Origin of the sequence: Psychrobacter sp. TWP2-1-2 (assembly GCF_049896785.1) — a bacterium.
Classification (GTDB): Bacteria; Pseudomonadota; Gammaproteobacteria; order Pseudomonadales; family Moraxellaceae; genus Psychrobacter.
Genome location: NZ_JAFCVA010000011.1, coordinates 44,821 through 62,929, shown reverse-complemented (window position 1 = coordinate 62,929; position 18,109 = coordinate 44,821). Strand labels below are relative to the sequence as shown.

At 41.8% G+C, this 18,109-nt stretch carries 15 protein-coding genes; 10 read left to right on the top strand and 5 right to left on the bottom strand.

Features of this window, described 5'->3' with window-relative positions:
• Positions 1 to 33 precede the first annotated feature (33 nt).
• Both ACP7AE_RS11045 and rlmF read left to right on the top strand, forming a co-directional pair.
• Positions 34 to 771, top strand: coding sequence for a LysE family translocator (locus ACP7AE_RS11045; protein WP_426243067.1), 738 nt, complete (start codon positions 34 to 36; stop codon positions 769 to 771).
• Positions 772 to 836: 65 nt separating this feature from the next.
• Positions 837 to 1,874, top strand: a complete 1,038-nt coding sequence (gene rlmF, locus ACP7AE_RS11040) for a 23S rRNA (adenine(1618)-N(6))-methyltransferase RlmF (protein ID WP_201540828.1) — start codon at positions 837 to 839, stop codon at positions 1,872 to 1,874.
• Positions 1,875 to 1,997: 123 nt separating this feature from the next.
• Here rlmF and ACP7AE_RS11035 read toward each other — a convergent pair whose 3' ends face one another.
• The 5 genes from ACP7AE_RS11035 to dnaA form a co-directional block, all read right to left on the bottom strand.
• Positions 1,998 to 2,579 carry a manganese efflux pump MntP family protein gene (locus ACP7AE_RS11035; protein ID WP_426243065.1) on the bottom strand — a complete coding sequence of 194 codons (582 nt, stop codon included), beginning with the start codon at positions 2,577 to 2,579 and terminating at the stop codon, positions 1,998 to 2,000.
• A 141-nt stretch (positions 2,580 to 2,720) separates the two neighbouring features.
• The gene (gyrB, locus tag ACP7AE_RS11030) at positions 2,721 to 5,336 is read right to left on the bottom strand and encodes a DNA topoisomerase (ATP-hydrolyzing) subunit B (protein ID WP_055125618.1); all 2,616 of its coding nucleotides are present in this window, start codon (positions 5,334 to 5,336) and stop codon (positions 2,721 to 2,723) included.
• 488 nt (positions 5,337 to 5,824) lie between these two features.
• A complete protein-coding gene (gene recF, locus ACP7AE_RS11025; RefSeq protein ID WP_201540825.1) occupies positions 5,825 to 7,024 on the bottom strand; it encodes a DNA replication/repair protein RecF in 1,200 nt (399 codons plus the stop codon).
• Positions 7,025 to 7,195: 171 nt separating this feature from the next.
• A complete protein-coding gene (gene dnaN / locus ACP7AE_RS11020; protein ID WP_201540824.1) occupies positions 7,196 to 8,371 on the bottom strand; it encodes a DNA polymerase III subunit beta in 1,176 nt (391 codons plus the stop codon).
• Between the two features lie 161 nt (positions 8,372 to 8,532).
• On the bottom strand, positions 8,533 to 9,978 hold the full coding sequence (gene dnaA / locus ACP7AE_RS11015; protein WP_201540823.1) for a chromosomal replication initiator protein DnaA: 1,446 nt from the start codon (positions 9,976 to 9,978) through the stop codon (positions 8,533 to 8,535).
• A 623-nt stretch (positions 9,979 to 10,601) separates the two neighbouring features.
• On the opposite strand from dnaA, the gene rpmH reads away from it, so the two are divergent.
• The 8 genes from rpmH to ACP7AE_RS10975 all read left to right on the top strand — a co-directional run bounded on the left by rpmH (position 10,602) and on the right by ACP7AE_RS10975 (position 18,078).
• Complete coding sequence (gene rpmH / locus ACP7AE_RS11010) at positions 10,602 to 10,736, top strand: 50S ribosomal protein L34 (protein WP_007394757.1); 135 nt, start codon at positions 10,602 to 10,604, stop codon at positions 10,734 to 10,736.
• A 38-nt stretch (positions 10,737 to 10,774) separates the two neighbouring features.
• Complete coding sequence (gene rnpA, locus ACP7AE_RS11005) at positions 10,775 to 11,308, top strand: ribonuclease P protein component (protein ID WP_296292565.1); 534 nt, start codon at positions 10,775 to 10,777, stop codon at positions 11,306 to 11,308.
• A 1-nt stretch (position 11,309) separates the two neighbouring features.
• On the top strand, positions 11,310 to 11,687 hold the full coding sequence (yidD, locus tag ACP7AE_RS11000) for a membrane protein insertion efficiency factor YidD (RefSeq protein WP_426243061.1): 378 nt from the start codon (positions 11,310 to 11,312) through the stop codon (positions 11,685 to 11,687).
• A gap of 211 nt (positions 11,688 to 11,898) precedes the next feature.
• Positions 11,899 to 13,596 (top strand): membrane protein insertase YidC, encoded by a 1,698-nt coding sequence (gene yidC / locus ACP7AE_RS10995; RefSeq protein WP_426243059.1) that lies wholly within the window; start codon positions 11,899 to 11,901, stop codon positions 13,594 to 13,596.
• A 191-nt stretch (positions 13,597 to 13,787) separates the two neighbouring features.
• Positions 13,788 to 15,233: a tRNA uridine-5-carboxymethylaminomethyl(34) synthesis GTPase MnmE gene (gene mnmE, locus ACP7AE_RS10990; RefSeq protein WP_426243092.1), complete on the top strand. Its 1,446-nt coding sequence runs from the start codon at positions 13,788 to 13,790 to the stop codon at positions 15,231 to 15,233.
• A 136-nt stretch (positions 15,234 to 15,369) separates the two neighbouring features.
• Positions 15,370 to 15,828 (top strand): transcriptional regulator NrdR, encoded by a 459-nt coding sequence (nrdR, locus tag ACP7AE_RS10985; protein WP_045453932.1) that lies wholly within the window; start codon positions 15,370 to 15,372, stop codon positions 15,826 to 15,828.
• Between the two features lie 99 nt (positions 15,829 to 15,927).
• Positions 15,928 to 16,983, top strand: coding sequence for a bifunctional diaminohydroxyphosphoribosylaminopyrimidine deaminase/5-amino-6-(5-phosphoribosylamino)uracil reductase RibD (gene ribD, locus ACP7AE_RS10980; protein ID WP_426243057.1), 1,056 nt, complete (start codon positions 15,928 to 15,930; stop codon positions 16,981 to 16,983).
• Between the two features lie 420 nt (positions 16,984 to 17,403).
• On the top strand, positions 17,404 to 18,078 hold the full coding sequence (locus tag ACP7AE_RS10975; protein WP_055125626.1) for a riboflavin synthase: 675 nt from the start codon (positions 17,404 to 17,406) through the stop codon (positions 18,076 to 18,078).
• Positions 18,079 to 18,109: the final 31 nt, after the last annotated feature.

Here is an 18,109-nt window from a genome sequence, read left to right as displayed (position 1 = left end):
TTATCCAACTCAAGACATGACTCAGAGCATTTTATGGAATTTTGGCACGGTTTTTTGCTTATCACCAGCGTCCATCTACTCGCTGCCGCCTCTCCGGGTTCTGATTTTGTATTGGTTTCACAGCAAACCTTGGCAAAAGGTAGACGCACGGGTTTGATTTGTAGTCTTGGTATTACCTTAGGTCTTGCCGTACACATTATCTATTCGGTGCTAGGACTGGCAACGCTCATCGCCCATTCGCAGCCACTACTCACTGCTATTAAATGGTTGGGCGGCAGTTATCTTATTTATCTAGGATGGCAAGGTATTCAAGCCAAACCGAAAAAAACATCAGAATTAGTAAATCCAGTAGAGCTAATAGATTCAGGTGTTCACGTTTCACAAGATATGCTTATTAAGCAAACGACTTCTACCAATCATACCGAGCTTTCTGATAAAGCCATTTCTAATAAAAAACCGCCTACTGATACAGACTCAACCGCTTCCATTCTGCGCCGTGGCTTTTTTTGTAATGTGTTTAATCCCAAAGCGCCCGTCTATTTCGTCGCGATATTTACCCTCGTTTTATCACCCGATATACCGCTGTGGCAATTGGCTATTTATGGCGTATGGATGATGGTCTTGCAGATGGCATGGTTTAGTACCGTGGTGATGTTACTGTCTATTCCTGCCATTCATCGTCGCTTTCAGCGTTTTGAACATTGGATCGACCGTGTATTGGGTACAGCGATGATAATATTGGGATTAAATCTGATTTTACGTAGCCGATAAGACGCTAGTGACTCGTGAAATCTGCTAAAATGGTGCATTATATTCAAACATCAAAGCCCGATACTATGACCAGTAAGCCTATGAACCGTCGCCCGACCGCCAACAATCACCGAAACAGATCGCCTGAAACTGCCAAAAAACTAGGGCAGCTACATCCGCGCAATCCGCACCAAGGTCGTTATGACTTTGAAGTATTGACTCGCGCTTTGCCTGAGCTTGCTAAGCACACCATCACCAATCCTAAAGGTGAGTCGACGATTAACTTCTCGGACAGTGCTGCCGTGCGCGTACTGAATCAAGCGCTACTGGCTCATTATTATGGTGTGAAATTTTGGGATATTCCGGAAGGCTATTTATGTCCACCGATTCCAGGACGTGCCGATTATATTCACTATATTGCCGATTTACTCGCACAAACCACGCATGTGAATAAAGACAATACCCCACCGACTGGTAAAGAAATCCACGCCCTTGATATTGGCACCGGTGCCAGCGCGATTTATCCTATTGTTGGCAGCCAAAGCTATGGCTGGCGCTTTACGGCTTCAGATATTGATCCTATTTCAGTCAATACCGCCGCGCTAATTTGTGAGACCAATCCAAAGCTCAAGAGTGCCGTTAAAGTAAAACTACAGACCGAACCTAAATTTATTTTTAAAAATATTATCGGTCGCCAAGATTACTTTGATGTGGTGGTTTGTAATCCGCCGTTCCATGCCTCATTAGAAGAAGCGATGGAAGCCAATAGTCGTAAGCAGCATAATTTGCAACGACATCGCGGTAAGAATGAGAACGCACAAATTAGCCGTAGCTCAACCAAGTCTGGCAATGCCGCGCAAAACCTAAACTTTGGTGGTCAGCATAAAGAGCTATGGTCTGAGGGCGGTGAGATTGCCTTTTTAACCAAAATGGCAAAAGAGAGTCAAGATTTCGCTGAGCATGTTGGCTGGTTCACAAGTTTAGTCTCAAAGTCAGAAAACGTAAAACCTCTGCAATTGCTGTTAAAACAACTTGGTGTTGCTCAAATGCGCATCATTGAGATGAGCCAAGGTCAAAAGAGTACGCGTATACTTGCATGGCGTTTTGATACTGACGAAGAATAGAGAGTAGTTAATATACAATAGTTATTGTTTCACGTGAAACAAAGCCTTTATTAAAAAAGCACCCCTTTGATCATCAAAGGGGTGCTTTTTATTGTAGAGAATCAAGCCAAATAATGATGCTTATTAACGGATAAACATCACCTTTATACCAATAGCTATCAATACTAATCCACCAAGCATCTCAGCTTTATCCTCAAGCCACGTACCTGAATGCTTAGCTAAATAGATACCGAAAAAGCCAAATCCAGCGGTGACAATAGCGATAATCAAGCACGCTAGCCATGCATTAAGTGCCAGTAAGTTTAAAGTAAAGCCTGCTGCCATTGCATCAATACTGGTGGCAATAGCCAATGTAAACATCATACGATGATTGATTTTTTCTTGTATGTTCCCATCGAAACCGTCTGCTAATACCGCTTCAACCTCACCATTAAACACTTCATATAACATCTTAGCGCCAAGCACAATAAGAATCCCACCACCAATCCACGGTGCAGCAGTCGCTAACCAGCCTAATAATACTGCACCTAATAGATAACCTATCAGTGGCATCACACCCTGTGCAATACCAAAATACAGCGCTGCATAAATGGCTAAACGAAGCACATAAGCAGATGATTGCTTTTGCGATTTAGCCCCTAGCCCAATTGATACCGCAAATGCATCCATCGCCAAGGCTATCGCAAGTAAAAAAACTTCGATCATTTCTATACCCATTATCTAAAGCAATTCGTAAACTAAGTTTCACGTGAAACAATTCTAACATTAAAAAACCACCGCCTTGATTGCCAAAGCGGTGGTTTTTTTAATTAATTAACAATAATTTCGCAACTCTTTATGTCCAACCTAGATGTCTAAATTAGACACCGTCAATGCGTTCTCTTCAATGAAAATACGACGCGGTTCAACATGATCACCCATCAAGCAGGTAAACATATGATCCGCCGCAATCGCGTCTTCAATCGTCACGCGTAGCATACGACGGTTTTCAGGATCCATCGTGGTATCCCAGAGCTGATCTGCGTTCATTTCACCCAGCCCTTTATAGCGCTGAATTGCTAGACCACGACGCGCATCAAGCATCATCTGCTGCCAGAGATAGTCAAAGTCACGTACAGGAATGTCTTTGGTCGTACCAGTAGTTGCTTCACGGCGGATAAAGGCATCCTCTGCAAGCAAGGTATTCCATTCAGCAGACAAACGCAGCAACTTGCTGTACTCGCCGGAATTGATAAAGCTAGCATCTAGCAGATAATGATGAGCTAACTGGTGCACATACACCGTAATACGCGGTAGCCACTGTGCTTTTGCTACTGGAGCTTCAGCGTCAACATTTTCCCCGCCTTCAACTTCAATGACAGGCTTCATACCCAATAAATCAGCAGCAGCAGCATCCATATTTTTAGGCTGCGGCGCATGGATATTGACCAGTTCAATCTCCGGACTCAAATCACTACCGAAGTGCTCAAGCTGGGCTTGCATTGCCTCTTTCCAAGCTTGCATCGCAGGCAAATCATAAGTCATATCAGTGCTAAGCTTCGGCGTATGCGTCAGCGCATCCAATAACACCGCTGGGAAACGAATCTGCAAACGTGCCTTTATCAGCTGCGTTTGGTTATAGTCATTTAGTAGCGTTTCTAGCGCTTGCCCCGTAATAGCAGGAGCATCGGCACTGATATGCAGCTTAGTATTATCAATCGTTGATGATAATAAATACGCTTTAAGTGCTTCGTCGTCTTTTAGATACAGCTCTTGACGACCTTTTTTCACTTTATAAAGCGGTGGTTGGGCGATATAAATATAACCACGTTCGATCAACTCAGGCGTTTGACGGAAGAAGAAAGTCAGCAACAGGGTACGAATATGTGATCCATCAACGTCCGCATCGGTCATGATGATGATTTTATGATAACGTACTTTATCCGGATTATATTCGTCTGGACCAATGCCACAACCAAGCGCAGTGATGAGGTTACCAACCTCAGCAGAAGACAGCATTTTGTCAAAACGTGCGCGCTCTACGTTTAGGATTTTACCTTTCAATGGCAAGATCGCTTGGGTTTTGCGGCTACGACCTTGTTTTGCTGAACCACCTGCAGAGTCACCCTCCACAATGTAAAGTTCTGACAATGCTGGATCTTTTTCTTGGCAATCTGCTAACTTACCAGGCAAACCAGCGATATCTAACGTGGTCTTGCGACGCGTCATTTCACGCGCTTTACGAGCGGCATCACGAGCACGAGCGGCATCAATTATTTTGCCAGCAATAGCCTTACCAGCGCTTGGATTCTCTTGCAGATAGTCATTAAACTTATCATGCATTGCTGATTCGACAGCAGATTTCACTTCACTTGATACCAGTTTATCTTTGGTTTGACTCGAAAACTTAGGATCTGGAACTTTAACGGATACGATAGCGGTTAGACCTTCACGCGCATCATCACCAGTAGCAACGACCTTCTCTTTTTTAAAGAGATTCTCGCGATCCATATAGGTATTCAAACAACGCGTCAACGCTGAACGAAAGCCAGATAAATGCGTACCACCATCTCTTTGGGGAATATTGTTGGTGAAACAAAATACTTTTTCATTATAAGTATCTGTCCATTGTAATGCCACTTCGACGCTGATACCGTCATCTTGCTCACTCACAAAATGAAAAACTTCATTGATGCCGTCTTTACCAGCATTGATATAGCTGACAAACTCTGACAAGCCGCCTTTGTGCTCAAACTCATGACGCTTATCAATACGCTCATCCGTTAAAACAATGCGTACGCCCGAGTTCAAAAATGATAGCTCACGCAAACGCTTCGCTAAGATATCGTACTCAAAGATGGTGCCAGTAAACACATCGCTACTTGGATAAAAGCGAATTTGCGTACCAGTTTTGTCGGTTGGCTCCATTTGCTGAATGTCCGCATCAGGCACCCCATCAGTATAGGTTTGATGGTAGTGATAACCTTCACGCCAGATGTTCATTTCAAGCTTTTTCGATAGGGCATTAACGACCGAGACACCAACACCATGTAAGCCGCCTGATACTTTATAGCTGTTATCATCGAACTTACCGCCTGCATGCAAGACAGTCATAATGACCTGCGCCGCAGATACACCCTCTTCTGGATGGATATCGACAGGCACGCCGCGACCATTATCCATGACGCTCACAGATTCGTCTTCGTGGATAATGATATCGATTTGATCACAATGACCCGCGAGTGCCTCATCGATAGAGTTATCCACCACCTCAAAGACCATATGATGTAAGCCTGTACCATCATCCGTATCACCGATGTACATACCAGGGCGTACGCGTACCGCTTCTAACCCGCGCAATACACGAATATCTTTGGAGCTATAATCAGAAGGTAAACTTTCAGGAACCACCGCTGGTGCCGTAGTTTCAGCAATGCTGTCTGACGTCAGTTGCTCGTGGTCGGTAGGTAATGAATCACTCATGTGCATTCCTTAATCTAGCCATAATCAGCCGTTTGTTATTAGCGCACCACTACGATGACGCCTCATAACGTTATTTTAGACTTAATTTTTATAGTCAAAACCTTTGATAAGCATTACCAGCTAAAACACGATTAGCTAAAAATTCTTGAGTGTTGATAGCGACTTAAAAAGAGTTTCAAGTCCGCGCTTTTTTTCTCTAACATCGGCTTCTTTTTTTAAACATTATAAAAACCAAGAGAGCAAATAAAACATTTATTTATCAAATACTTAGAAATTTACAGGCATTGGAAAATACCTATATAACGTCATCAAACAACTTGCTGAGAACAGGACAAAAATAAAGCCCCATTTTAGCATTTTTTTGCCTCTAAGTCACTGTTTACTGAGCGTTTTATGCCTATAAAACCAGCTCGAAAAAATAGCCTATATCATTACGAAACGACAGGTAGATAAGTATCGATATGAAAGCCCGTGGAGAAAGGAAATAATTAAGGACTAAAGATTTGACCTTGTTTCACATGAAACGTACTGGGATTTGACCAATATTGATGCACCAAAGGCAAAATATCGTCGGTCAAACTGGTCATAAATACCTGACATGGCAGCTGCGCTAACGTCGACAATAGAATATCTATCGCCCTATAATCAAGCTCTGCAGTAATATCATCTAGCAATACCACTGGTGTCACCTGAGCACTATCATTTGATAGGTCATTAGTTTTTTGGGTATTTAGCAGTAATGGCAGTTGCGATAAACGCAGTGCTGTGATTAATAGCTTTTTTTCACCACGCGACAACACATTGGCTGCCTGCTCTTTTATAACAGGTACTTTGAGGTTAGTGTCCGCTTCATGCATTGTATCTGAGAGTTCGTTATTCGACGCTGCCGAGTCATTAGAACGCCAATGCACATGAACATCAGCACGGTGATTACCGATACGAGTATATCCCAGTTGCAAATCCTGTTCTAAGCGCTCGTTAAGCTGTATATCCAGCGCAACAGTAGTATCGTAACCAGCATTATAGCTAAGGCTCAATTGCTCCGCATAAGCGGGTAATAACTGCACGATACTTTCAGCAAAATAAGGCTGCCATTCTGCGAATATGCGTTCGCGATAATGATGAATCAGTGCCGCATGATTACTAAGTCCTTTGTCCCACGATTTTAGTTCAGTGAGCTGCACTTGGGTCAAATGACGTGTCTTTTTTAGCAAACTATTGCGCTGTTTTAATAGACGCTGATAGGCGAGCCATTGCGGGTGGAAACCTTGTTTCATGTGAAACACTAGCCAATCTAGCAGCTGGCGACGACTAGCACTACCCTGCTCTAACATATCCATCGTCGATGGATCTATCAGTAGCGTTGGTAGCTGCTCAGTTAAGATGCTTTGGTTATAGACAGTGGTTTGATTCAGACGTAGAATTGTGGTCGCGTCAGCTTGTTTTTGGATAGCTAAGGTACTACTATCATTGAGTCTAGCGTATACAGTCGCTGTATTTTGATGGTGCTGAATATAGCGTTTTGGCTGGTGATGACGAAAGCTTTTTCCTCTTGATAGCAGAAATATGGCTTCAAGTAATGAGGTTTTACCGCTGCCATTGTCACCGATAATGACGTTGCAAGCTGTCGCGTGTATATTGACTTGCGTCAGGTTGCGTAGATTGGATATTTGTAGACGTTCAATCATAATACCGACAGCCGCCTATTGACGCTACCTATAAAAAATAGGCAAAAGTTTAATAAATATTGAATTTAAAATACTGGATTTTAATCAAAGACACTGAGCTTACCTTAATTTTTTAGTGCAAACTGAGTGTCTTTAGTCCCTGCTATTAAGCCTATTGAAAACATACAGAAACTATATACGCATTGGCATAATGACATATTGATGGAACTCATCATTCAGCTGATTGACTAGCACCGACGCGTTTGATTGACTCATGTGCATTTGCAAGTCACCTTGAATCACACCAAGCACATCTTGTAAATAAGCCGCATTAAAAGACAGCTCCATCGGCTCACCTTGATACTTCGCCTGTATCATCTCCACCGCTTCATCTTGCTCTGCATTATTAGCACGCACCTCTACCATGCCATCGCTGGCAAAATTAAACACCACACCGCGAGATTTTTCATTACTCAAAATCGCGACACGGCGCAGTACGTCCGTCATTTTTTCTTGATTGAATAAAGCCAATTTATCCGTATTACTTGGCATAACTCGGCGATAATCAGGGAATTTTCCATCAATCAGACGCGCAGTGAAAGTAACCATCAGGTTCTGATTGACCTGCCCTGCACTATCAACGTCACCAAAGGGTAAGCTCACTTGCAAAAACTCACGACCAAAGCTCAAGGTGACCTGATTGTCTTGCTCACCAAGCATTTTTCCTAGCTCAGAGGCCAAGCGCTCAAGCTCAATGACAGCTTTACGGGGCAAAATAGCCTGCATGCTTAAATCAGCACTGACATCGATAACACTGCGCGCCAAAGCCAATCGATGCCCATCGGTTGCAACCGTCGTCAGTTGCTGTTGCGACACGTCAAACAACATACCAGTGAGATAATAGCGAACATCTTGAATCGCCATTGCAAACTGCGTTTTATGAATCAAATCGATAAGACGATTGCGACTGATGGTCAATGGCGTGATATTTTCGGGATTACCTAAACTCGGATAATCTTCGCTAGGTAATGTGCCTAAGGTAAAGCGACTCTTGCCACTGGTTAATAAGCAGCGTTCATTTGCTTGAGTGGCCAAATTAATTTGAGCTTGTGCAGGCAATGATTTACAGATGTCTTTTAATTTTGTTGCAGGTAAAGTCGTGGTACCAGCTTCAACGCAAGCACCAGCAGGCAATTTTAAAGTCGATGTCAGCTCTACTTCTAAATCAGAAGCCGTCAAAATAAGCGTTGATTCGGATAGCTGTAGCTTGATATTGCCCAAAATAACCATATTGTGCCGTTTATCAGCAGCCTTGGCGATCAAATTAATGGCTTTTAGTAACGACTCTCGATTAATCGATAATTGCATGCTTGGTTACTCTTATTTAAATGATTTTTATTATAAAACTTAACAATAATGGCTTAATCATACCCTGTCTATTGACTATAATCCATTCGCTGTCTGTCTACTCGTATTTTTAATATTATAAACCATATCAATCCACTAAAACATAGTGATACCGCGACCTGCTAACCCGCTTGCAGCATCAATGCCAGTGTTTTGTAATCCTTATCAAAAGCAGGATCTGCTGCTCGTAGCTCATTAACTTTATCGCAAGCATGCATCACCGTTGTATGATCGCGACCGCCGAATGATTGACCAATCTCAGGAAAGCTATCACCAGTCAACTCACGCGATAATGCCATCGCTATTTGACGCGGTCTAGCAATACTGCGCGTGCGTTTACGACCCATCATCTCTTTAATAGTCACATCATAGTACTCAGCAACCACTTTGCGAATATTATCCATATTCACAGCTTGCACACGCATCGCGACGATGTCTTTTAGCGCATATTGCACCATTTCAAGAGTAATCTGTGCACCCGTCAAGTTAGCATTAGCAAAAACTTGATTTAGAGCACCTTCTAAACGCCTAACATTTGAAACCACGTTTTGAGCGATGAATAATGCGCATTCTTTAGGCAGTGTCATACCATATGAAGCTGCTTTTTTTTGCAAAATTTGCACACGAGTATCAATCTCAGGCGGATCAACTGCTACAGTGAGACCCCAAGAAAATCTCGATCTAAAACGTTCATCGAATTCGGTCATTTGCGAAGGATGACGATCTGAAGCCAAAATCAGTTGTTTATCACCACTGGTAAAATCTGCAAATAATGTCAAAAACTCATTACTACTTTTGGTTTTTCCTGCTAATACATGAATATCATCTACAATCAATAAATCCACTTTTTTAATTTTCTTTTTAAAATCTTCTATTTTATTATTTCTTAACGAATAAACTAATTGATTAATAAATTTTTCAGAAGTGAAATAATAAAAACTTTGATTATTTTTTAAATAGCGATGTGCTACAGAATGCATTAAATGTGTTTTTCCCAAACCAGAAGGTCCGTATATAAATAAAGGATTGTGTCGATTTTTTGATTGGCGCTTACCAAGCTCATAACAGGCTTTATAAGCCAGATTGTTAGATTTGCCAGTGACAAAAGTTTCAAAAGTAAAGTCAGGGTTTAGATAACTTAACGACTTAGCATCAGCAGAATCAACCAATTCTGCATGACGCATATTGGCATCAATATCTGCTTTTGCATTGTTATGATGAATGGTTTCAAACTTATGGTCTGCAGGGGTAGGGGAGGGTTTATCTTCATCAAACAAAGACCCTGATTGCAATTGACGATTGTCTTCATTATCGCGGCCAGCGTTATCAACACGCACAAACACCTCTTCGATACTTCCTTGACTGTGCTTAGCAACCAGCTGCTGTATCTCTTGCAAGTGGTTTTTTTTGATGTAAGTCACAAAATAATCATTAGGAGCAAGTATAGTCAGCGTTTGCGCCTCTTGATGAGCTGACAATGGCCTCAACCACATAGTAAATACGTTGTCTTTGACGTTATATCGTAGGTCATTTAGACATTTATCCCAAATATTTGCTGTGTCTATCATGAAAAATACTAACCCTATAATTTGAAATAATATTTGTGTTTTAGCAGTGTGATCTGTTGCGTAGCCCTTCATATTTTCCGCAATTATTTCCGTTGGAAACCATATTGGAAGTTACGTTGATAAACTATACGAAGCCACATATTAAGTAGGGGCTAATCTAACACAAATACCCTGTGGATAAAACCTTGTTTTTTGGGGATAAGGCTGTGGATACTTTTGTGCATAACTTTGAAAGGTGAGTTATCCATATTTAACCCACAGGTTATCCACAGGTTTACCCATAGTACAATATATTGATAATAAAAAGGAAAACTTACTTAGCCACAGATAATCGAGCTCCCAATAACAACAATACTTATACATATTAATAGTTAATTATTATAGATTTCGACATAAACTGTGGATAACTTTTGGGAATCCATCACTGAATTAATTAACTGAGTCGTTATTTTTGAGTTATGAATATGAACTTTACACACGATGAATCATTTAAAATGATATTTCCTCTGTCAAAATATCTGTCTGCATCGACATAGATTAAATTAGTTCATTGACCAAGATTCTATGCGGTGGTATAATCCTCCGTTATTACGAATTTAGTCCATTATTTTGATAGGTGAGTTATGAAACGTACATTCCAACCAAGCGTGATCAAGCGTAAACGTACTCACGGTTTCCGTGCTCGTATGGCAACTAAAAAAGGCCGTCAGGTCTTAGCTCGTCGCCGCGCTAAAGGACGTCATCGTCTTACTGTATAATCAGTAGATTGCGATAAGCATGGCTTATAGTGCTTGTTGTGTTTCTATTATTTATAGATTGCGATAGTCAATCACCACAACTGACACTTAGCCATATATTAAAAGCGCCCACATCGGCGCTTTTTTTGTCTCTGTACTTTGTTGTTATTTCTGCGCTATTATTTCCGCTACCGTTATTCGCTCTTATACTAGGTTGTGCTATGTCCAATACTGTTTCAGCGGCAGCTAATGCCCGCTTCACCAAAGAGCAGCGTTTGCTCACGCCTGCAGCCTTCCGTGAGGTTTTTGATGCACCTGAGCGTAAGCTTCATCAGAGCCATCTAATGGCATTTGTGCGTACTAATGATCATGATAAGCCACGAGTCGGCATGGCTATTACCAAGCGTAAAGTTCCTACGGCTGTCGCGCGAAATTTAATCAAGCGTCAAATACGTGAGCATTTTCGTGTAAAGGCTCATTCTTTAGAAAACAAAGATATTGTTTTTATTGTTAAAAAATCTATAAAAGATATAGATAATAAAGAATTAAAAAATCAAATAATCAATATTATTAAAAAAGTAGAAAAAAAATAAGATGGATTTTTTATTTATTAATTTAAATAATATTCTTTATAAAATTATTTATTATTTTATTGTTTTTTATCAAAAGTTAATAAGTCCACTATTACCTGCTCGTTGCCGCTATTACCCTACGTGCTCGAATTATGGTAAACAAGCTTTGGCATGGCATGGAGTCCGAGCAGGCAGTTGGTTATTATTAAAACGTATCAGCAGTTGTCATCCTTTGGGTGGACACGGCATTGATTTTGTGCCGCTACCGTTATCTTCTTATCATTATCAATATGTACCTTTTAACGCACTAGCTACTGGTGTCAAAGTTCAAGGTTTATATGTTTTTAGAGATAATAAAGGCTATGTGTCTCGCTTAAACGATATGATGAAACTAACATAGCGTTCGTCATCGACTGCGAAGTTGTGGATATCTATTTAGTTACGCACAAGTTATCCACACTCTTGGTATCATTTAAGGCGGATTTTTAGTAAAATGATGCACATTTTATGTAAATGACTGGCAATACTGTTGTCACATACGATGATAATTGTACGGTCATGACACATGCCCTAATTTTTCATTCCCTAATTTTTTAATCTAGGAAAGGTTTATGCAAAAGATATTTCGGGTGATGATCATCATTGCGATGTTAATCACCGCTTATCTGCTGATTTTGGCATGGCGAGATGATTATGCCGATGCGCCAGCTGTAGATGCGGTGTCAGAAACCACTACTTCAGTAGGTGCTGACATCCCTTCGACAACTGGTGCCGCAGGTGATATTCCGGTACAGACACTGCCTGTTGATAACAATACAGTCGCTAATGATGCTGTGACGGCAACGCCTGCTAAAGACACGGGATTAATCACGGTCACTACCGATCGCTATGATATAAAGATCAACCCAGAAGGCGGCGATATTGTTTATGCTGCTCTTAAGCAGTATGACGCAACGCTCGATAGCGATAAGCCTTTCGTATTGCTAGAGAATAATAGTAATCGCGTGTATGTGGCTCAGTCTGGTCTTATTGGTCCTAACGGTATTGATACTGCAGAAGGTCGTGCCAAATACAGCCATACTGCTAATAATTACGTTATGGAAGCAGGGCAACAGACGCTGTCAGTACCGCTGACTTATAAAAAAGATGGCGTGACCGTTACTAAGACATTTACCTTTACTGAAAATAAATATCCGATTGATATTAGCTATCAAATACAAAATGCTTCTACACAACCGTGGCAAGGTCAGCTATTTGCCCAGTTGAAACGTGATGACAGTAAAGATCCAGGTATGTCTGATAAAGGTGCGCTTAGTATGGCGACTTACTTAGGCGGCGCTTGGGGTACCCCTGATGATCCATATAATAAGCTCAAATTTAAAGACTTTAATGATGGTGAGCTAGTTGTTAGTAGTGATAAAGGTTGGGTTGGTGTTGTGCAGCATTATTTTGTATCAGCATGGATACCTGAAAACTTTACCGCTACTTTCTTTAGCCGTGAAACAGGCGATGATTACTTCATCGGTTTCAACAGTCAACCTGTCAATGTCGCGCCGAATAAACAAGTAACATTAGATGCCACATTATACGCTGGTCCTAAAGTACAATCTGAGCTAAAAGATGTGGCAGTAGGCCTTAATAAAACGGTCGATTATGGGTTGTTATGGCCAATATCGAAGATTTTATTTGCCATCTTGGATGGTATTCATAAAGTCATCGGTAACTGGGGTTGGTCAATCATTGTATTGACGATTTTAGTCAAAATTGCTCTGATGTGGTTCTCGAATAAGAGCTACTATTCGATGGCGAAGATGCGTGCGATTGCGCCAAGATTAGCCGCACTTAAAGAAGAGCATGGCGACGATCGAATGAAGATGTCGCAAGAAATGATGGCTATTTATAAAGAAGAAAAAGTCAATCCAATGGCAGGTTGTTTGCCTATTTTGATGCAAATGCCTATCTTCTTAGCACTATATTGGGTGTTGGTTGAGAGTGTTGAGCTGCGTCATGCACCTTGGATTTTATGGATTCAGGATTTATCGGCGATGGATCCTTGGTTTATTTTACCATTGCTGATGGGTGCCTCGATGTTTGTACAGCAGCAGCTAAACCCGCAGCCAGCTGATCCGATGCAAGCGAAAGTGATGAAGTTTTTACCAATCATCTTTACTGCTTTCATGCTGTTTTTCCCAGCGGGTCTCGTACTATACTGGACAGTCAACAACTTATTCAGTATGACTCAGCAATATATTGTCAATAAAAAAGTCGAAGAAGAACAAAAGCGTCGTACTGTGAAAGTATTGGACTAAGTAGCTCATCAATTGATAAAAGACCATCGCTACGGCGGTGGTTTTTTTATGCGTGACATTTATATTATCGCTCACTGATTTGAAATAAAATAAGCGCAAGCATGGCTATTTAAAGTTTGCTTTGTCAGTCTGTGTCCAGCCGTCTATAATGGAGTTTTTAGCTATTGAGAGTAATTGTGGATTCCCTAGAGATGGCGTCAAACGTACCTAAAGCATCTGAATCACCTAAAGCATCTGGCTTGGCCACGATTGCTGCTATTGCCACACCGCTTGGAAGAGGTGGCGTTGGTGTTGTACGTCTGTCGGGTGCGCGTGCTTATGACATTGCCTGTATACTAACGGGTAAGTCTGCTTTTACGCCACGTATGGCCAGTTTTTGTCGTTTTTATCAGGCTGATGGTACAGTCATTGATGAAGGGTTAGTGCTGTACTTTAAAGGCCCGCATTCGTTCACAGGGGAAGATGTGATTGAGCTGCAAGGGCATGGCGGCATGATTCTACAAAACCAACTGTTAGCAAGGGTATTTGAGCTGGGCGCAAAACAAGCGGGTGCTGGGGAATTCTCTTATCGTGCTTTTGATAATGATAAATTGGATTTGGTACAAGCAGAGGCTATCGCTGATGCCATTGATGCGACCAGTGCTGCCGCTGCGAGTAGTGCCATTCGCTCCCTTAGTGGTGAGTTTTCAAAGAAGATTAATCAACTATTAGAGCAGCTTATTCATCTGCGTCTGCATGTTGAAGCGGCGATTGATTTCCCTGACGAAGAAGACGTGGATTTTTTATCAGACGGCGTCATACAAAGTAAACTTGAGCAAACGCAAGATAAGATACAGCAAGTATTGGCGACCGCTAAGCAAGGTCAGCTTTTACGTGATGGCATCCATGTGGTCCTAGCAGGTAGACCAAATGCGGGTAAATCAAGCTTGCTGAATCGTCTGGCAGGGCAAGAGCGCGCTATCGTTACTGACGTTGCAGGTACTACACGTGATACTCTGCAAGAGACCGTGGTTCTTAACGGTTTGACGCTGCATTTGACCGATACGGCAGGTCTGCGTGATACAGAAGACACGGTAGAGCGTATTGGGATTGAACGTGCGCGTACAGCCATTGCCCAAGCTGATATGCTACTGATGGTTTACGATGTGACTCGTGATGTTGAAGAAGAAAGCACACCGTTGCAACTTGCTGAACAATTATTTGGTGAGTTACCAGAGGCCAAACGCTTATTAATTATTGCTAATAAGAGTGATTTGTTAAGTGATTTACTAGATGATAGTAGCAGTCAAATACCCTCTGTCTCGCAAATCGCAATAAAAGAACGTGGTTATGAACAAGTTAATGTTTCATGTGAAACAGGTGCTGGTATCAATAATCTGGTCGAGGCCTTGTGTGCTAAGGTCGGTTTTCATCCGCCAGAAAACAGCCTAATTGCTCGCACACGTCATATAGACGCACTTAGACGCACAGCCGACTCTTTAGCAGAGGCGCACGAGCAGTTAACGGTCTTTCAAGCAGGAGAGTTAGTCGCTGAAAGCTTACGCCAAGCTCAGAACAGTTTGGGTGAGATTACGGGAGCGTTTAGTGCGGATGACTTGTTGGGCAAAATCTTTGGTAGTTTCTGTATTGGAAAATAATCAGCCGATTTTTTTTGAATTGCCTGATGCAGCTCGTTAATTCTCAGAAATTTCGGTCTTATAGTTTGGTCTTATCATTCGGTCTTATAAATAGTGACTGTGATTCTTGCGCTTAATATTGAAATAAGGAAACGCTATGCATTGCCCGTATTGTAACGCGTCAGAGACTAAAGTTATTGATTCGCGTCTGGCGGCAGAAGGTGCGCAAGTCCGTCGTCGCCGCTCATGCAATAGCTGCCAAGAGCGTTTCACTACTTTTGAGATGGTAGAAGTAGTGATGCCAAGAATCATCAAGTCAAGCGGTAAAATTGAGCCTTATGATAACGAAAAACTGCGCCGCTCTATTTTATTACCATTGCAAAAGCGCCCTATCACCATTGATGAACAAGAAGCGATGATCAGTCGTATTGAGAAGCGTGTTAGACAGATGGGTGAGCGCGAAATCAGTAGCAAGGTGTTGGGTGAGATTATCATGAGTGAGCTTAAAACGTTAGATGATGTTGCTTATGTGCGCTTCGCTAGTGTTTACCGCGACTTTCAAGATATTGATGCTTTCCATCAAGAGATTGCCAATATTCGTCCAAATGATAAGTAAATTGATGAATACAATCGAATCTTACTTATTTACTTTTTAGCTCAAAATGCTTGTTTTCTTAGATAGAATTTCCTGTGATCATTAATGAAGTCTACTTTTATGCCAGTCTTAAACCATACTCAGAATGCGCAAGACCGCTACCTTATGATGCTTGCGATCGAACAAGCCAAACAGGGTTTATATACCACCAGACCTAATCCAGCGGTAGGCTGTGTCATCGTGCAAGCAGAAGCGATCGTCGGTCAAGGGTTTCATCCGAAAGCTGGTCAGCCTCATGCAGAAGTATTTGCGCTAAAAGAAGCGGGTGCGAGGGCTTTAGGTGCAACCGCCTATGTGACTTTAGAGCCTTGTAGTCATACGGGGCGTACGCCACCTTGTGCTTTGGGCCTTATTGATGCCGGTGTGAAACGTGTCGTAATCGCAGGGCTTGATCCCAATCCACAAGTGGCAGGACGTGGTGTGAAACTGTTAGAGCAGGCTGGAATTCAAGTGACAGTCGGTATATTAACCGAGCAAGCAGAAGCTTTAAATCGTGGGTTTTTAAAGGCAATGCGCACCCAGATGCCTTATGTACGACTGAAAATTGCCACCAGCCTTGACGGTCGTACCGCGATGGCATCTGGCGAGTCGAAATGGATTACCTCAGCGTCTGCCCGCGAAGATGTGCAGAAGCTACGTGCTCAAAGTGGCGCGATTATTACCGGTAGTGAGACGGTTATCACGGATAATCCACAGCTTAATGTACGTTCCAACCAATTAGCTGTGCCACCTGAACAAGTTCCTGCTCCTAAGGTTGTCGTACTCGATAGGCGTCAGCGCTTAGAACACAGCTTACAGTCTGACTATCAATTATGCCGTCGACCGGATACGATTTATTGGCGCGACGATAACTTGACTGAATTACTAAAAAAATTAGTCAGTGATGATCAGTGTTATGACGTGTTGGTAGAGGCAGGAGCTAGTGTTGCTGGTAGTTTCTTAAGCCAACAATTGGTAGATGAGTTGATTGTCTATCAGGCGCCTTGTTTGTTAGGCGCGCAAGCCAGACCGATGGTCGATTTTAACCCATTGTCTTTAGCTCAGCAGTTGCGTTTTAATATTTATAGCCATGAAACATTAACTCCTGACCTTAAATTGACTTTATTACCGCTATAACTTGTTATTTATAAACAGCTTATCCACAGTCTGTGCTAAATTTTTGCTCAATGTGGATAAGCAGCCAGTGCCTTACAAGGTTCCACATGAAACTGTGTATAACTTTGTTTCACATGAAACAGAAAACTAGGCCTTTTATAAAAAATTTTATATTAATCTTGTATAATCAGTAACTTAGGTTTTATTTCTAATCTTTGTTGATATTAGCCAACATCTTGCTTTCTGTGGATAACTTAACGGAAATTCGTTTTTTAATACGTTATGAGTTGATTTATCAGTACTTATCCACAATCTATCCCATCATAGGCTCAATTAAGCCCAAGTTGCCATAAAAAACTGGCTTAGACAAATGCTGCCACAATCTTAATAGATCGAGATATGTTGTCTATAAAGACAACATCATAATGAAATGAGGTCGATATGTTTACTGGAATTATAGAGAGTGTTGGAAAGGTTAAGTCCATGCAGCCTACGGGCGGTGATATACGTTTGACGATAGAGTCTGATGATTTGGACTTTAGTGATGTGAAGCTAGGAGATTCTATTGCCTCCAATGGTATCTGCTTAACCGTTGTAGACCTAGGTAGTAATCATTACTCGGTCGATGTCTCACGTGAAACTATTGCTCGTACCGCATTAGAAACCTTGAAGGCTGGTCACACGGTGAATTTAGAGAAAGCGATGCTACCAACCACGCGTTTTGGTGGTCATATCGTCGCGGGTCACGTCGATGGCGTCGGCGTGGTCAGCAAGCTGCAACAAGATGCGCGCTCTATCTATATCGAAATCGAGATACCACAAGAGCTGGCGCACTATACAGCGACTAAAGGCTCCATCACGGTTGATGGTATTAGTCTGACGACCAACCTTGTACGAGACAATATTGTCTCTTTAAATATCATTCCGCATACCGCACAAGTGACCAATATCGCTAAGCATTGGCTGGTTGGAAATAAAGTCAATATCGAAGTGGATATCGTCGCGCGCTATTTAGAACGTTTGTTAAATAAGTCGCAAACCAGTGGTATGAATACGCCAAGTCCGCAAAGCCAAATTACAGAAGCATTTTTAGCAGATAATGGTTTTATGAAATAGTTGATTTATGAAGTAATGGTTTAAACCTAAA